The sequence below is a fragment of the Shewanella mangrovi genome (genome assembly GCF_000753795.1).
Taxonomy (GTDB): Bacteria; Pseudomonadota; Gammaproteobacteria; order Enterobacterales; family Shewanellaceae; genus Shewanella; species Shewanella mangrovi.
The window spans coordinates 1-15,557 of record NZ_JPEO01000032.1; the positions used below are offsets into that span (position 1 = coordinate 1).

The 15,557-nt window shown below is 48.0% G+C and carries 11 protein-coding genes; all 11 read right to left on the reverse strand.

What is annotated here, in order from left to right; all coding sequences use genetic code 11:
* Window positions 1-113: 113 nt before the first annotated feature.
* The 11 genes from fusA to secE all read right to left on the reverse strand — a co-directional run bounded on the left by fusA (window position 114) and on the right by secE (window position 15,327).
* A complete protein-coding gene (gene fusA, locus HR45_RS18790) occupies window positions 114-2,210 on the reverse strand; it encodes an elongation factor G (RefSeq protein ID WP_037445888.1) in 2,097 nt (698 codons plus the stop codon).
* 75 nt (window positions 2,211-2,285) lie between these two features.
* Window positions 2,286-2,756 carry a 30S ribosomal protein S7 gene (gene rpsG, locus HR45_RS18795; RefSeq protein ID WP_037445891.1) on the reverse strand — a complete coding sequence of 157 codons (471 nt, stop codon included), beginning with the start codon at window positions 2,754-2,756 and terminating at the stop codon, window positions 2,286-2,288.
* Between the two features lie 80 nt (window positions 2,757-2,836).
* The gene (gene rpsL / locus HR45_RS18800) at window positions 2,837-3,211 is read right to left on the reverse strand and encodes a 30S ribosomal protein S12 (RefSeq protein WP_037445893.1); all 375 of its coding nucleotides are present in this window, start codon (window positions 3,209-3,211) and stop codon (window positions 2,837-2,839) included.
* A gap of 181 nt (window positions 3,212-3,392) precedes the next feature.
* Window positions 3,393-7,604, reverse strand: a complete 4,212-nt coding sequence (rpoC, locus tag HR45_RS18805; protein ID WP_037445895.1) for a DNA-directed RNA polymerase subunit beta' — start codon at window positions 7,602-7,604, stop codon at window positions 3,393-3,395.
* Window positions 7,605-7,685: 81 nt separating this feature from the next.
* Window positions 7,686-11,717: a DNA-directed RNA polymerase subunit beta gene (rpoB, locus tag HR45_RS18810; protein ID WP_037445897.1), complete on the reverse strand. Its 4,032-nt coding sequence runs from the start codon at window positions 11,715-11,717 to the stop codon at window positions 7,686-7,688.
* 244 nt (window positions 11,718-11,961) lie between these two features.
* Window positions 11,962-12,333 carry a 50S ribosomal protein L7/L12 gene (rplL, locus tag HR45_RS18815; RefSeq protein WP_037445899.1) on the reverse strand — a complete coding sequence of 124 codons (372 nt, stop codon included), beginning with the start codon at window positions 12,331-12,333 and terminating at the stop codon, window positions 11,962-11,964.
* Window positions 12,334-12,387: 54 nt separating this feature from the next.
* Window positions 12,388-12,888, reverse strand: a complete 501-nt coding sequence (gene rplJ, locus HR45_RS18820; protein ID WP_037445901.1) for a 50S ribosomal protein L10 — start codon at window positions 12,886-12,888, stop codon at window positions 12,388-12,390.
* A 246-nt stretch (window positions 12,889-13,134) separates the two neighbouring features.
* A complete protein-coding gene (gene rplA / locus HR45_RS18825) occupies window positions 13,135-13,839 on the reverse strand; it encodes a 50S ribosomal protein L1 (protein ID WP_037445903.1) in 705 nt (234 codons plus the stop codon).
* Between the two features lie 4 nt (window positions 13,840-13,843).
* On the reverse strand, window positions 13,844-14,272 hold the full coding sequence (gene rplK, locus HR45_RS18830; RefSeq protein WP_037445905.1) for a 50S ribosomal protein L11: 429 nt from the start codon (window positions 14,270-14,272) through the stop codon (window positions 13,844-13,846).
* A 123-nt stretch (window positions 14,273-14,395) separates the two neighbouring features.
* Window positions 14,396-14,947, reverse strand: coding sequence for a transcription termination/antitermination protein NusG (gene nusG / locus HR45_RS18835; RefSeq protein ID WP_037445907.1), 552 nt, complete (start codon window positions 14,945-14,947; stop codon window positions 14,396-14,398).
* An 8-nt stretch (window positions 14,948-14,955) separates the two neighbouring features.
* Window positions 14,956-15,327, reverse strand: a complete 372-nt coding sequence (gene secE, locus HR45_RS18840) for a preprotein translocase subunit SecE (protein ID WP_037445909.1) — start codon at window positions 15,325-15,327, stop codon at window positions 14,956-14,958.
* Window positions 15,328-15,557 lie beyond the last annotated feature (230 nt).

The window sequence follows — 15,557 nt, forward strand, 5'->3', positions numbered from 1 at the left end:
GGTTTTGAACGTTCAAATTTAGCTTTAGACACGATAAATTCCTTTAAATTAGGCGTCCGGCACAGGCAGGACACTAACAATCAAATATAGGCAAAGTTTTCGCTCTCGTGCAATTAGGTACGAGATTCAATCACTGCCTTGGCAACGTTTTGCGGCGCTTCAGAGTACTTCAGGAACTCCATAGAGTATGAAGCTCGACCCTGAGTCGCTGAACGCAAGTCCGTCGCATAACCAAACATTTCAGCCAAAGGTACAACTGCATGGACAAGTTTGATGCCTGCGACACCATCTTCCATACCTTCAATGAGTCCACGACGTCGGTTCAAATCACCGACAACGTCGCCCATGTAATCTTCAGGCGTTGTCACCTCAACTTTCATGCACGGTTCGAGCAACACCGGGCTAGCGTCAAGCGCACCCTTCTTGAAGCCCATAGAACCTGCAACCTTGAACGCCATTTCGTTCGAGTCCACATCATGATATGAACCATCAAACAGCGTGACCTTCACATCCTGCAGCGGGAAGCCAGCGAGCACGCCGTTCTTCATCTGCTCTTGGATGCCTTTGTCAACAGCAGGGATATATTCCTTCGGAACAACACCACCTACAATTGCATTGACAAACTCATAGCCAGCGCCCTCTTCGAGAGGCTCTAGCTTCAACCAGACATGACCAAACTGACCACGACCACCAGACTGACGCACAAATTTGCCTTCAGCCTCAACCGAACCACGAATGGTTTCACGATAAGCCACCTGTGGTTTACCCACATTACACTCAACGTTGAACTCGCGACGCATCCGGTCGATGATGATATCTAGATGTAGTTCACCCATCCCTGAAATGAGAGTCTGACCCGACTCTTCATCGGTTTCAACCCGGAAAGATGGATCTTCCATTGCCAATTTTTGCAATGCAATGCCCATTTTTTCCTGATCTGCTTTCGAACGAGGCTCCACTGCGATAGTAATTACCGGATCAGGGAAGTCCATTCGTTCAAGGATAACTTTATGGTCGGAATCACAAAGGGTGTCGCCAGTCGTGACTTCTTTGAGGCCGATAGCGGCCGCAATATCACCTGCACGCACTTCTTTAAGTTCCTGTCGGTCGTTAGCGTGCATCTGCACAATACGTCCGATACGCTCGCGTTTTTGCTTCACACTGTTGTAAACGGCAGAGCCTGATTCCAACACGCCTGAATAAACACGAATAAAGGTCAGAGAACCTACGAATGGGTCGGTCGCGATTTTAAATGCCAAGGCCGCAAATGGGCCATTGTCATCCGCATGACGTTCCACTTCGTTTTCACGTTCATCGATACCTTTAATTGCGGGCACATCCACTGGTGCAGGCAAAAACTCAATCACGGCATCCAACACAGCTTGTACGCCTTTATTTTTAAAGGCGCTGCCGCACGTTGCTACGACGATTTCATTGTTAAGCGTGCGCGCACGCAAACCTGCTTTGATCTCTTCTTCAGAAAGCTCGCCTTCCTCAAGATATTTATCCATCAGCTCTTCAGATGCTTCTGCGGCACATTCAACCATGTACTCGCGCATCTCGGTTGCTTTAGCAACCAGTTCTTCAGGAATAGGATCATGAGTAAAAGTCATCCCCTGGTCTGCTTCATTCCAGTTGATCGCTTTCATTTTGATGAGATCAATGACGCCTTTGAAGTTTTCTTCAGCGCCAATGTTCAGCTGAATGGGTACGCAAGTAGCACCAAGGCGTTTGCGAATTTGATTTACTACGCGGTCGAAATCTGCACCTGCGCGGTCCATCTTGTTCACAAATACCATACGTGGAACGTGATATTTATCAGCCTGACGCCATACGGTTTCAGACTGTGGTTCCACACCAGAAGCACCACAGAACACTACCACTGCGCCATCAAGCACACGGAGTGAACGTTCAACTTCAATGGTGAAATCAACGTGACCTGGGGTATCAATAATATTGATGCGGTGCTGTTCAAACTGAGCATCCATACCACGCCAGAACGTTGTTACCGCGGCGGAAGTAATAGTGATTCCGCGCTCTTGTTCCTGCACCATCCAGTCGGTGGTAGCCGCACCGTCATGTACCTCACCAATTTTGTGAGACAAGCCAGTGTAGAACAGAACACGTTCAGTTGTGGTTGTTTTGCCAGCATCAACGTGAGCACAAATACCGATATTGCGATAACGCTCAATGGGAGTTGTACGAGCCACGATTATACCCTCTTAACCGGAAAACAAACTCCGGTACAAACAGAGAAAGCGCGGGCAGTAAGCCCGCGCAGAATATTACCAACGGTAATGGGCAAACGCCTTGTTGGCTTCTGCCATACGATGCACGTCTTCGCGCTTCTTAACAGCAGTACCTTTATTTTCAGCGGCATCCAGCATTTCACCTGCTAGACGCAATGCCATAGATTTTTCACCACGCTTACGTGCAGCTTCAACCAACCAACGCATCGCCAGAGCGTTACGACGCACTGGACGAACTTCACATGGTACCTGGTAAGTAGAACCACCCACACGGCGAGATTTAACTTCGACTGATGGGCGAACGTTGTCCAGGGCTGCTTCCAAAAGAACCAGATGATCTTCGCCTTTTTTCTCAGCGATAACATCTAGCGCTTTGTAGATAATTTTTTCGGCAGTAGATTTCTTGCCGTCTTGCATAATGACGTTGATGAACTTAGCCAGCAACTCACTGTGGAATTTTGGATCAGGCAGAATTTTGCGCTGTCCGACTACGCGACGTCTTGGCATTTTGAGTCTCCGTAAACTTCAGGTTTTTCCAAAACCGAATAAAACATTAAAAAAGCTTGGCCTTACTTAACGGGAACCCATTAAGACTTAGGACGCTTAGCTCCGTATTTAGAACGAGCTTGGCGACGAGCAGCAATACCTGCACAGTCGAGCGCGCCACGAATGGTGTGATAACGCACACCTGGCAAGTCTTTAACACGACCGCCACGAATGAGGATCACACTGTGCTCTTGCAGGTTGTGGCCTTCACCGCCGATGTATGAAGTAACTTCAAAACCGTTGGTCAAACGCACACGCGCTACTTTACGCAGAGCAGAGTTTGGTTTTTTAGGTGTAGTTGTGTACACACGGGTACAAACACCACGTTTTTGTGGGCACGCATTCAACGCTGGCACGTTAGTCTTTTCGACTTTCGGTGCGCGAGGCTTACGTACCAACTGGTTTACAGTTGCCATGTATATAGCTCCGTTTGTGTTGATAAAACTCAACGTATGGTGTGAAAAATCTATATCCCACAGAAGTAGGACGCGGAATTTTAGAAAGCTCGGCCCTAACTGTCAAGAAATAGCCAATATTCCGCGCATCAAAGTGTAAAAAAGGCGCCCTTAGGCGCCTTTTTGTTAACGGAATGTCCGTTTATTCGGTGCCGCCGGCCAGATTCAGCAGATCTGCCAAATTCTGTTCAGCTTCACTTGCCGTGATACCAGGTGCTTCCTGAGCCACGTCAGTCTTAACGCTCTGACGGTTCTTATGATAAGCATAGCCTGTACCCGCTGGGATCAAGCGACCCACGATAACGTTTTCTTTCAGACCACGCAGGTTGTCTGACTTGCCACCAACGGCAGCTTCGGTCAGTACGCGTGTGGTTTCTTGGAACGATGCAGCAGAGATAAAGGACTCTGTTGCCAACGAGGCTTTAGTAATACCCAGCAGTTCACGTTCAAACTTAGCTGGCAATTTACCTTGCGCTTCCAAGTCGCGGTTAGCGATCTTCACGCGAGATACTTCAACCTGTTCGCCTTCCAAGAACTCTGAGTCACCTGCAGAAGTGATGATACACTTACGCAGCATCTGGCGAATGATCACCTCGATGTGCTTATCGTTAATCTTCACACCTTGCAGACGGTACACGTCTTGAACTTCGTTGACGATGTAGTTGGCCACTTTGGTGATACCACGCAGACGCAGAATGTCATGTGCTGACTCTGGACCATCGGCGATAACTTCACCACGTTCAACTTTTTCACCTTCGAACACGTTCAGGTTACGCCACTTCGGAATCATCTCTTCGTATGCATCACCACCGTCAGCAGGCGTGATCACCAGACGACGCTTACCTTTGGTTTCTTTACCGAACGAGATGGTACCGCTGATTTCTGCCAGAATCGCAGGCTCTTTAGGCTTACGTGCTTCAAACAGGTCAGCAACACGTGGCAGACCACCGGTAATATCGCGAGTCTTAGAAGACTCTTGTGGAATACGCGCGATCGCGTCACCCACGTTGATCTTGGTGTTATCTTCCAAGTTAACGATTGAGTGGCCTGGCAGGAAGTACTGCGCAGGAACATCGGTACCTGGAATATAAAGATCCGCACCATTGTCATCTACCAGACGAATCGCTGGACGCAACTCTTTACCAGCAGACGGACGTTGTGCCACATCCATCACCACGATTGAAGACAGACCGGTCAGTTCGTCGGTTTGACGCTGAATGGTCACACCATCCAACATATCAACGAATTTCACATAACCTGCCACTTCAGTCACGATTGGGTGAGTGTGTGGATCCCAGTTCGCGATGATTTCGCCAGATGCGATTGCATCACCATCTTGTTTTTCAAGGATGGTACCGTAAGGCACTTTGTAACGCTCTTTCTCACGACCCAGCTCATCGCTGATCGCCAGTTCAGAAGAACGAGACACGATAACCAGTTTGCCGTCAACGTTAGTTACGAACTTAGCGTTGTGCAGTTTCAGAGTACCCGCGTTCTTAACTTGAACGTTGTTCTCTGCAGAGGCTCTCGATGCGGCGCCACCGATGTGGAACGTACGCATCGTCAGCTGTGTACCAGGTTCACCGATGGACTGTGCTGCCACAACACCGATTGCTTCACCTTGGTTGATGATATGACCACGAGCCAAGTCACGACCATAACAGCATGCACACACACCGAAGTCAGTTTCACAGCTGATAACAGAGCGAACTTTCACTTCGTCAACGCTAGCTTCTTCCAACTGCTTACACCAAGCTTCGTCAAGCAGGGTGTTACGCGGCGCCAGTACTTCTTCAGTACCTGGGTAGAAGACATCTTCAGCCACAACACGACCCAGTACGCGTTCACGCAATGGTTCAACAACGTCACCGCCTTCGATCAGCGGTTTCATTACCAGACCTTCGTGTGTACCACAGTCGTCTTCGATAACCACCAAGTCTTGCGCTACGTCTACCAGACGACGAGTCAAGTAACCAGAGTTCGCAGTCTTCAGTGCAGTATCCGCCAGACCTTTACGCGCACCGTGGGTTGAGATGAAGTACTGCAGTACGTTCAGACCTTCACGGAAGTTCGCGACGATTGGCGTTTCAATGATCGAACCGTCTGGTTTCGCCATCAGGCCACGCATACCCGCCAACTGACGGATCTGAGCGGCACTACCACGAGCACCTGAGTCGGCCATCATATAGATGCTGTTGAACGATGATTGTTCTTCCTCTTCACCGTCGCGGTTGATAACCACTTCAGTAGACAGGTTTTTCATCATCGCTTTAGAGACTTTCTCGTTACAGCTTGCCCAGATGTCGATCACTTTGTTGTAGCGTTCGCCGGCGGTCACCAGACCAGATTGGAACTGTTCTTGAATTTCCAATACTTCAGCTTCAGCTTCAGCTACGAGCGTGTACTTCTCTTCTGGGATTTCCATGTCGTTGATACCGACAGAAGAACCAGAGATAGTCGCGTAGTAGTAACCGGTGTACATCAGTTGGTCAGCAAAGATAACGGTATCTTTCAGACCCAGCTCGCGGTAACACAAGTTCAGCAGACGAGAGATCTGCTTTTTGCCCATGTTTTGGTTAACCACTTCAAATGGCAAACCTGCAGGCAAAATGGTAGACAACAGCGCACGACCTACTGTGGTATCCACAATACGGCGAACTTGTTGCTTTTCACCATTTTCATCAATCTTAGTTTCGGTGATACGCACTTTAACGCGCGCATGCAGTTCAGCAGCACCTGTTGCATAAGCTTTTTCAGCTTCAGCAACTGAGGCAAATGCCATACCTTCACCTTTACCGTTAACACGTTCGCGGCTCATGTAGTACAAGCCCAAGACCACGTCTTGAGAAGGTACGATGATAGGCTCACCGTTGGCTGGCGACAGAATGTTGTTGGTAGACATCATCAGCGCACGCGCTTCTAACTGAGCTTCCAACGTCAACGGTACGTGTACCGCCATTTGGTCACCGTCGAAGTCGGCGTTATAGGCCGCACACACCAATGGGTGCAGCTGAATCGCTTTACCTTCAATCAGGACTGGCTCGAACGCTTGGATACCCAAACGGTGCAGTGTTGGTGCACGGTTCAGCATCACTGGGTGTTCACGAATAACTTCGTCCAGAACGTCCCAAACTTCTGCCACTTCGCGCTCAACCATTTTCTTAGCAGCTTTGATGGTGGTAGCTAGGCCACGACCTTCCAACTTGCCATAGATGAATGGTTTAAACAGTTCCAGTGCCATCTTCTTAGGCAGACCACACTGATGCAGACGCAGGTATGGACCTACGGTAATTACCGAACGGCCTGAGTAGTCAACACGCTTACCGAGCAAGTTCTGACGGAAACGACCTTGCTTACCTTTGATCATGTCGGCCAAAGATTTCAGAGGACGTTTGTTAGAACCAGTAATTGCACGACCTCGACGACCGTTATCCAGCAACGCATCTACAGACTCCTGCAGCATACGCTTTTCGTTACGTACGATGATGTCTGGCGCAGCCAGATCCAACAGACGCTTCAAACGGTTGTTACGGTTAATGACGCGACGATACAGATCGTTCAAATCTGACGTTGCGAAACGACCACCATCCAATGGCACCAATGGGCGCAGATCAGGTGGCAGAACAGGCAACACTTTCAGAATCATCCACTCTGGCTTGTTACCAGAGTTATAGAATGCTTCGATCAGCTTCAGACGCTTGGTCACTTTCTTGCGACGAGTTTCTGAGTTGATAGATGGCAACTCTTCGCGCATCTCTTGGATTTCTTTTTCCAAGTCGATAGCACGCAGCAGTTCAAGTACTGCTTCGGCACCCATCTTCGCTTCGAATTCGTCGCCGTACTCTTCCAACGCATCCAAGTAGTTTTCTTCGGTCAGCATTTGACCACGTTCCAAGCTGGTCATGCCTGGCTCGATAACTACGTAAGATTCGAAATACAGTACACGCTCGATATCACGCAGGGTCATATCCAGCATCAAACCGATACGGCTTGGCAGTGATTTCAAGAACCAGATATGAGCCACAGGGCTCGCCAGTTCGATGTGGCCCATACGCTCACGACGAACTTTAGTCTGGGTAACTTCTACACCACATTTTTCACAGATAACACCGCGGTGTTTCAGGCGCTTGTACTTACCGCACAAACATTCATAGTCTTTTACTGGACCAAAGATGCGCGCACAGAACAGACCTTCACGCTCAGGCTTGAAGGTACGGTAGTTGATGGTTTCAGGCTTCTTGACTTCACCATATGACCAAGAACGGATCAGATCAGGCGATGCGAGGCCGATCTTGATACCTTCAAATTCTTCGGTCTTACTTTGCTGTTTCAGAAACTTTAATAAGTCTTTCACGTTTCTCTCCTGAAGGAGTTAAACCGGGTGCCTCGGCGAACCAAGGCACCGTACTTTGCCAAATGCAGCGATGGCTGCGCCTTACTCTTGATCCAACTCGATATTGATACCGAGTGAACGGATCTCCTTCAGCAATACGTTGAAGGATTCAGGCATACCAGGTTGCATCTGGTGGTTGCCATCAACGATATTCTTGTACATCTGAGTACGACCGTTGACGTCGTCTGACTTAACTGTGAGCATTTCTTGCAGAGTATATGCTGCACCGTATGCTTCCAGTGCCCATACTTCCATCTCCCCGAAACGCTGACCACCGAACTGTGCTTTACCACCAAGCGGTTGCTGAGTAACCAAGCTGTAAGAACCAGTAGAACGCGCGTGCATCTTGTCGTCTACCAAGTGGTTCAGTTTCAGCATGTACATGTAACCCACTGTCACTTTACGTTCGAATGCGTTACCAGTACGGCCGTCATACAGGGTTCTCTGACCTGAGGTTGGCAAGCCTGCCAGTTCCAGCATGGCTTTAATTTCGCTTTCTTCAGCACCATCGAACGCTGGAGTTGCCGTTGGCAGACCCAGTTTCAGATGTTCAGCCAAACGTACGACTTCTTCATCACTGAAGGAATCGATGTCGACTTTCTGCTGAATGCCTTCACCCAGTTCATACACTTTCTTGATGTAGTCGCGCAGTTCTGCGATACCACGTTGCTCTTCCAGCAGAGTAGCGATGCAATCACCGATACCTTTGGCAGCAGCACCAAGGTGAACTTCCAATACCTGACCGATGTTCATACGTGAAGGTACACCGAGTGGGTTCAATACGATATCCACTGGGTTGCCGTTCTCATCGTATGGCATGTCTTCGATTGGACAAATCTTAGAGATAACACCCTTGTTACCGTGACGACCTGCCATCTTGTCACCAGGCTGGATAGTACGTTTAACCGCTAAGTAAACTTTAACGATCTTCAGTACGCCCGGAGCAAGGTCATCACCTTGGGTGATCTTGCGACGTTTAACGTCAAATTTCTTATCGAAGTCTGCTTTCAGCTCTTCGTGCTGTTCAGCCAACTGTTCCAGCTCGGTCTGTTTTGCTTCGTCGTCGATTACTTGTACTAAGTAATCTTTACGAGCCAATTCAGCCAGTTTGGCTTCGCTGAAGCCACTGTTCAACAGCAGGTTACGAGCACGGTCAAACACGCCTTCTTCAAGGATCTTGAACTCTTCAGTCAAGTCCTTACGTGCTTGGGCAATGTGCATCTCTTCGATTTCAACTGCGCGCTTGTCTTTTTCAACGCCATCACGGGTAAATACCTGAACGTCGATAACAGTACCTTTCACAGAGTTAGGTACACGCAGTGAGCTGTCTTTAACGTCAGACGCTTTTTCACCGAAGATTGCACGCAGCAGTTTTTCTTCTGGGGTCAGTTGAGTTTCACCTTTTGGTGTCACTTTACCTACCAGAATGTCGCCGCCTTTCACTTCAGCACCGATATACACGATGCCTGATTCGTCCAGCTTCGACAGTGCAGATTCACCTACGTTTGGAATATCCGCAGTGATCTCTTCGCTACCCAACTTGGTGTCACGAGCGATACAAGACAGCTCTTGAATGTGGATAGTTGAGAAACGGTCTTCTTGCGCTACGCGCTCAGAGATCAGAATCGAGTCTTCGAAGTTGTAACCGTTCCAAGGCATGAACGCGATACGCATGTTCTGACCCAGTGCCAAATCACCTAAGTCGGTAGATGGGCCGTCAGCCAATACGTCGCCACGCACTACCGGTTCACCTGGTTGACAGCATGGACGCTGGTTAATACAGGTGTTTTGGTTAGAACGGGTATATTTGGTCAGGTTGTAAATGTCGATGCCTGCTTCACCTGGTTGCAGTTCTTCTTCATTTACCTTAACCACGATACGGCTTGCATCAACGTAATCAACAACACCGCCACGTTTAGCAGCAACAACTACGCCTGAGTCAACAGCCAATGTACGTTCAATACCAGTACCTACTAATGGCTTCTCAGCCTTCAGCACAGGTACTGCCTGACGTTGCATGTTCGCACCCATCAATGCACGGTTCGCGTCATCGTGTTCCAAGAACGGAATCAATGAAGCCGCAACAGAGATAACCTGTTGTGGTGAAACGTCCATATATTGCACGTCAGATACGCGCATAAAGGTTGATTCACCTTTATGACGGCTAGCAACTTGCTCATCGATGATGCGACCAGTTTCGTCCAAGTCGATGTTAGCCTGTGCAATAACATAACGACCTTCTTCGATCGCTGACAGGTAATCAACTTCGTCAGTTACCACGCCATCAACCACTTTACGGTATGGAGTTTCCAAGAAACCGTAAGCGTTAGTACGGGCGAAAGTAGACAGCGAGTTGATCAAACCAATGTTTGGACCTTCAGGGGTCTCAATTGGACACAAACGACCATAGTGCGTTGGATGTACGTCGCGGACTTCGAAGCCGGCACGTTCACGTGTCAAACCACCTGGGCCAAGGGCAGAAATACGACGCTTGTGCGTTACTTCTGACAATGGGTTGTTTTGGTCCATGAACTGAGACAGCTGTGAAGAACCGAAGAATTCTTTTACTGCCGCAGAAATTGGCTTAGCGTTGATCAGGTCTTGTGGCATCAGTTCGTTCAGGTCGCCCAGAGACAGACGTTCACGTACTGCACGTTCAACACGTACCAGACCTACGCGGAATTGGTTTTCAGCCATTTCGCCCACAGAGCGAATACGACGGTTACCCAAGTGGTCGATATCGTCAACTTCATCAAAACCGTTACGGATTTCGATGATCTTGCGCATTACGGCAACGATATCTTCTTTAGTCAGTACGCCTGAACCTTCGTTCTCGTCGATGTCGAGACGACGGTTAAACTTCATGCGGCCCACTTTAGACAGGTCATAACGTTCTTCAGTGAAGAACAAGTTATGGAACAGCGCTTCAGCTGCGTCTTTGGTTGGTGGCTCGCCAGGGCGCATCATGCGATAGATTTCAACCAAGGCTTCCATACGGTTGGTGGTTGAATCGATACGCAAAGTATCAGAGATGTAAGCACCGTGATCCAGCTCGTTGATATACAGCGTGCTGATGTCTTTGATGCCTGCCAGCGACATATTGGCCAGATCTTCCAACGTGATTTCGTTGTTAGCCGTTACCAATACTTCGCCAGTATCTGGGTCGATATAGTCTTGTGCGGCAAGTTTACCCACGATGTACTCAACTGGAACTTCCAGTTCAGTGGTGTTGGATTTTTCCAGCTGACGAATGTGGCGCGCAGTGATGCGACGGCCTTTTTCTACCAGCAGGTTGCCTTCACAGTCTTTGATGTCATAGCTTGCGGTTTCACCGCGCAGACGCTCTGGCACCAACTTCATCTGCAGCGAATCTTTATTGATGCTGAACTCTACGCGATCAAAGAAGATATCCAAGATTTCTTGAGTTGAGTACTCAAGTGCACGCAGGATGATGGTGGCAGGCAACTTACGACGACGGTCAATACGCACAAACAGCGCATCTTTTGGATCGAATTCAAAATCCAACCAAGAACCACGGTAAGGAATGATACGTGCGTTATACAGCACTTTACCTGATGAGTGAGTCTTACCACGGTCGTGGTCAAAGAACACACCAGGAGAGCGGTGCAACTGAGATACGATTACACGTTCTGTACCGTTGATAACGAAGGTTCCGTTGTCAGTCATCAATGGGATATCACCCATGTAAACTTCTTGTTCTTTGATGTCTTTAACGGTGCCAGCAGCAGCTTCGCGATCAAACAAAACTAAACGCAGTTTTACACGCAGCGGCGCAGAATAAGTTACGCCGCGGATTTGGCATTCTTTAACGTCGAATACAGGCTCACCGAGCTTGTAGCTAACGTATTGCAGTTCAGAATTACCAGAAAAGCTCTTAATAGGGAAAACGCTGCGGAATGCGGCTTCCAAGCCTCGCTCACCTGATGGATCTTGATCGGTGAACTTTTTGAAAGAATCCAACTGGATTGCCAGCAGGTAAGGGATGTCCAATACTTGTGGACGCTTACCAAAGTCTTTGCGAATACGCTTTTTTTCGGAATAGGAGTAAACCATGGGTTTCCTCTGCTTGCGAGATGTGACCAAGACTGAACTAGACTCTATCGAGTAATTCAGCACGTTTGCCCATCACCGGTTTTAGCAACAACCTAACCAATAATCACTGCTAGGAACTGCATTTATACGTATGATTTCACGGTGAAAAAATCATCGGCGCCTACAGCGCAAAAAAGGCCGACGGTTAAAAAACCGTCAGCCTTCACCCAGTTATGCAACTGAGTGGAGTAAGTTATTATATAACTTATTTGATCTCTACTTGAGCACCAGCTTCTTCAAGATCTTTCTTCAGCGCTTCAGCTTCTTCTTTAGAAACGCCTTCTTTGATAGCTACTGGAGCAGATTCAGCCATTGCTTTAGCTTCTTTCAGACCCAGGCCAGTCGCGCCGCGAACTGCTTTAATTACAGCAACTTTGTTGTCGCCGTGTGAAGTCATAACTACGTCGAATTCGGTTTTTTCTTCAGCAGCTGCGCCAGCATCGCCAGCACCACCAGCTACTACTGCAGCAGCAGCAGATACACCGAACTTCTCTTCCATAGCTTCGATCAGTTCAACAACTTCCATTACAGACATTGCTGCAAAGGCTTCAAGGATTTGGTCTTTAGTGATAGACATTAGAAATATTTCCTATTGTTCTGAATTCAATTTTATTAAGCAGCAAGCTTGTAATTAAGCTGCTTCTTGTTTTTGATCGCGCAGAGCGGCCAGTGTACGAACGAACTTGCCAGCAGATGCTTCTTTCATAGTCATCATCAGCTGTGCCAGTGCTTCTTCGTATGTTGGCAGTTTTGCCAAACGATCAATCTCAGCTGCAGGGATGAAGGTCCCTTCAAAAGCTGCACCTTTAACTTCGAACTCTGCTTGCTCTTTAGCGAAGTCTTTTAACAGACGCGCTGCAGCACCTGGGTGCTCGTTAGAGAAAGCGATCAAAGTTGGGCCAGTGAACACGTCTACTAGGCACTCAAAATCAGTACCTTCAACAGCGCGGCGAGCCAGAGTGTTACGTACAACTTTAACGAACACACCGTTAGCACGAGCTGCTTTACGCAGATTAGTCATGGCGCCTACAGTTACGCCGCGGGAATCCGCAACAACTGCAGACAGTGCACCTTTGGCAGCTTCGTTGACTTCAGCAACAATCGCTTTTTTGTCTTCGAGTCTTAATGCCATTAGGCTTACTCCTGGATTCTACCTGGGGTTACCCCCAGCGGTTACCATACTGAAAAACATCATTGTTTCTCAGTTACTTACGGTGCAGATAATCCAGCAGAATAATTCTATCTGGGGCCTGACACCGTCTACGCAGGAAATTAAGTCACCTATCAGTAACGCCTGCGGTCTTGGACGGAAACCCGATTAACGGGCTCCAACCCTAAAAGTGCGCGCATTATAGGCTAATGTGCGCACTTTGTAAAATTATGCAGCTGTTGTTTCCAAGGTAGCTTGGTCAACAGATACACCCGCACCCATAGTGGTAGATACGGTAACTTTCTTGATGTACTGGCCTTTAGCAGCAGCAGGTTTTTGCTTCTTCAGAGCAACCAGCAGCGCTTCCAGGTTTTCTTTCAATTTAACTGGTTCGAAATCAACCTTACCGATAGTGGTGTGGATGATACCGTTTTTGTCGTTGCGGTAACGAACTTGACCAGCTTTAGCGTTTTTAACTGCTTCTGCAACGTTAGGAGTTACAGTGCCGGTTTTAGGGTTAGGCATCAGACCACGTGGGCCTAAGATTTGACCTAATTGACCTACAACGCGCATTGCATCTGGAGAAGCAATAACTACGTCGAAGTTCATTTCGCCCGCTTTAACTTGTGCAGCCAGTTCGTCCATACCTACCAGTTCAGCGCCTGCTTCTTTAGCAGCGTCAGCGTTAGCACCTTGGGTGAACACTGCAACGCGAACATCACGACCAGTACCGTGTGGCAATACGATTGCACCACGTACGTTTTGGTCTGATTTACGAGGATCAACGCCCAGGTTTACAGCAACGTCAACAGATTCAACGAATTTAGCAGTTGCCAATTCTTGCAACAGAGCCAGCGCTTCATTGATTTCGTATGCTTTAGTAGCTTCCACTTTTTCGCGGATAACGCGCATGCGTTTAGTCAGCTTTGCCATTGTATTAGTCCTCTACTACCAAGCCCATTGAACGTGCAGTACCTTCAATTGAGCGAGCCATCGCTTCAACGTCAGCACCAGTCATGTCAGCAGCTTTAGTTTCAGCAATTTCCTGAACTTGAGCACGCTTGATAGTACCCACTTTTTGAGTGTTAGGACGGCTAGAACCTGATTTCAGGCCAGCGGCTTTCTTCAACAAGAAAGATGCTGGAGGCGTCTTAGTTTCAAAAGTGAATGAGCGATCATTGTATACAGTGATGATCACAGGAATCGGCATACCTTTCTCGAACTTTTCAGTACGAGCGTTGAATGCTTTACAGAATTCCATGATGTTCACACCTTTTTGACCCAGAGCTGGACCAACTGGTGGAGACGGGTTAGCAGCACCTGCGGCTACTTGCAGCTTAATATAAGCTTCAATTTTCTTTGCCATCTTACTTTCCTCAGTTTGGGTTCTAACGCTCCAAGCAACATGCTTGGGGCTCCCCGAAAACAACGGGTGCGGATTATATAGAAATCCGCACCCGTACTCAAACGGTTATTGCAGTATTTTTAATCAGGATTTCTCAACCTGATTGAAGTCCAACTCTACCGGAGTAGAACGGCCGAAGATCATCACAGAAACCTTCACGCGGCTCTTGTCATAATCCACTTCTTCAACGGTACCGTTGAAGTCGGCAAACGGACCATCAGTCACGCGTACCACTTCACCTGGTTCGTAAACCACGCGATGGGTTGGCGACTCGGTAGTTTCTTGCAGACGACGTAAAATCGCGTCAGCTTCCTTGTCGGTAATTGGCGCTGGACGGTCAGACGTACCGCCGATAAAGCCCATTACACGTGGAATGCTCTTCACCAAGTGCCATGATTCGTCGTTCATTTCCATTTGAACCAACACATAGCCAGGGAAGAACTTACGTTCACTCTTGCGGCGTTGGCCTGCACGCATCTCAACGACTTCTTCAGTAGGTACCAGTACCTCACCAAAGTAATCTTCCATGCCGTGCATTTTGATATGTTCGATCAGCGATTTGCAGACACGGCCTTCATAGCCAGAAAATGCCTGCACAACATACCATCGTTTTTTTGCTTCTTTCGCTTCAGTCATTCGAATGCCTACACGCCAGTAATCAAATTCACAATTTTCAGCAGTACGGTATCTAAGCCCCACAGCACAACGCCCAAAATACCTGTCGCTACTAACACGATAAAGGTAGTATTCAGCGCTTCCTGACGGGTTGGCCATACAACTTTGCGTACTTCAATGTGGGATTCTTTAGCAAACGCCAGTGCTTGTTTTCCCTTAGCAGTTTGCAATGCAACAAAGCCTGCTATAGCGAATAACACCAATACACCAACTGCACGAATAACAGCACTGACATCACTCAGCATGTGGTTACCTACAATAGCCACAGCCAGCAATACAAAAATGATAACCCACTTAAAAATATCCAGAGAATTTCCCTGATTTTCGGTATTTGTTGTCATCGGTTAGTTCCGCTACTTATTACAACTCGAGCCCCAGCAGGCTTTAACTTTGTAAAACATCACTGAGCTTCAAATGCCCTAATCAATCTTAACTGTTCAGGGCTCAAAAAATCGGCCATAGATTGTATGCTTTATTCTTAGCCTTATCAAGAAGCGCAGTCGCTGAGGAGTGATCTGTAATGCAGAAATTGCGCAAAAGAAAAAGGAAGCCGAAGCTTCCTTTTTCAATC

What these genes read in the sequence shown, in the direction of transcription:
- secE (WP_037445909.1), bottom strand. Translation starts at nt 15,327, where the DNA reads ATGACAACAAATACCGAAAATCAGGGAAATTCTCTGGATATTTTTAAG.
- rplL (WP_037445899.1), bottom strand. Translation starts at nt 12,333, where the DNA reads ATGTCTATCACTAAAGACCAAATCCTTGAAGCCTTTGCAGCAATGTCT.
- rpoB (WP_037445897.1), bottom strand. Translation starts at nt 11,717, where the DNA reads ATGGTTTACTCCTATTCCGAAAAAAAGCGTATTCGCAAAGACTTTGGT.
- rpsL (WP_037445893.1), bottom strand. Translation starts at nt 3,211, where the DNA reads ATGGCAACTGTAAACCAGTTGGTACGTAAGCCTCGCGCACCGAAAGTC.
- rplK (WP_037445905.1), bottom strand. Translation starts at nt 14,272, where the DNA reads ATGGCAAAGAAAATTGAAGCTTATATTAAGCTGCAAGTAGCCGCAGGT.
- rplA (WP_037445903.1), bottom strand. Translation starts at nt 13,839, where the DNA reads ATGGCAAAGCTGACTAAACGCATGCGCGTTATCCGCGAAAAAGTGGAA.
- rpsG (WP_037445891.1), bottom strand. Translation starts at nt 2,756, where the DNA reads ATGCCAAGACGTCGCGTAGTCGGACAGCGCAAAATTCTGCCTGATCCA.
- rplJ (WP_037445901.1), bottom strand. Translation starts at nt 12,888, where the DNA reads ATGGCATTAAGACTCGAAGACAAAAAAGCGATTGTTGCTGAAGTCAAC.
- nusG (WP_037445907.1), bottom strand. Translation starts at nt 14,947, where the DNA reads ATGACTGAAGCGAAAGAAGCAAAAAAACGATGGTATGTTGTGCAGGCA.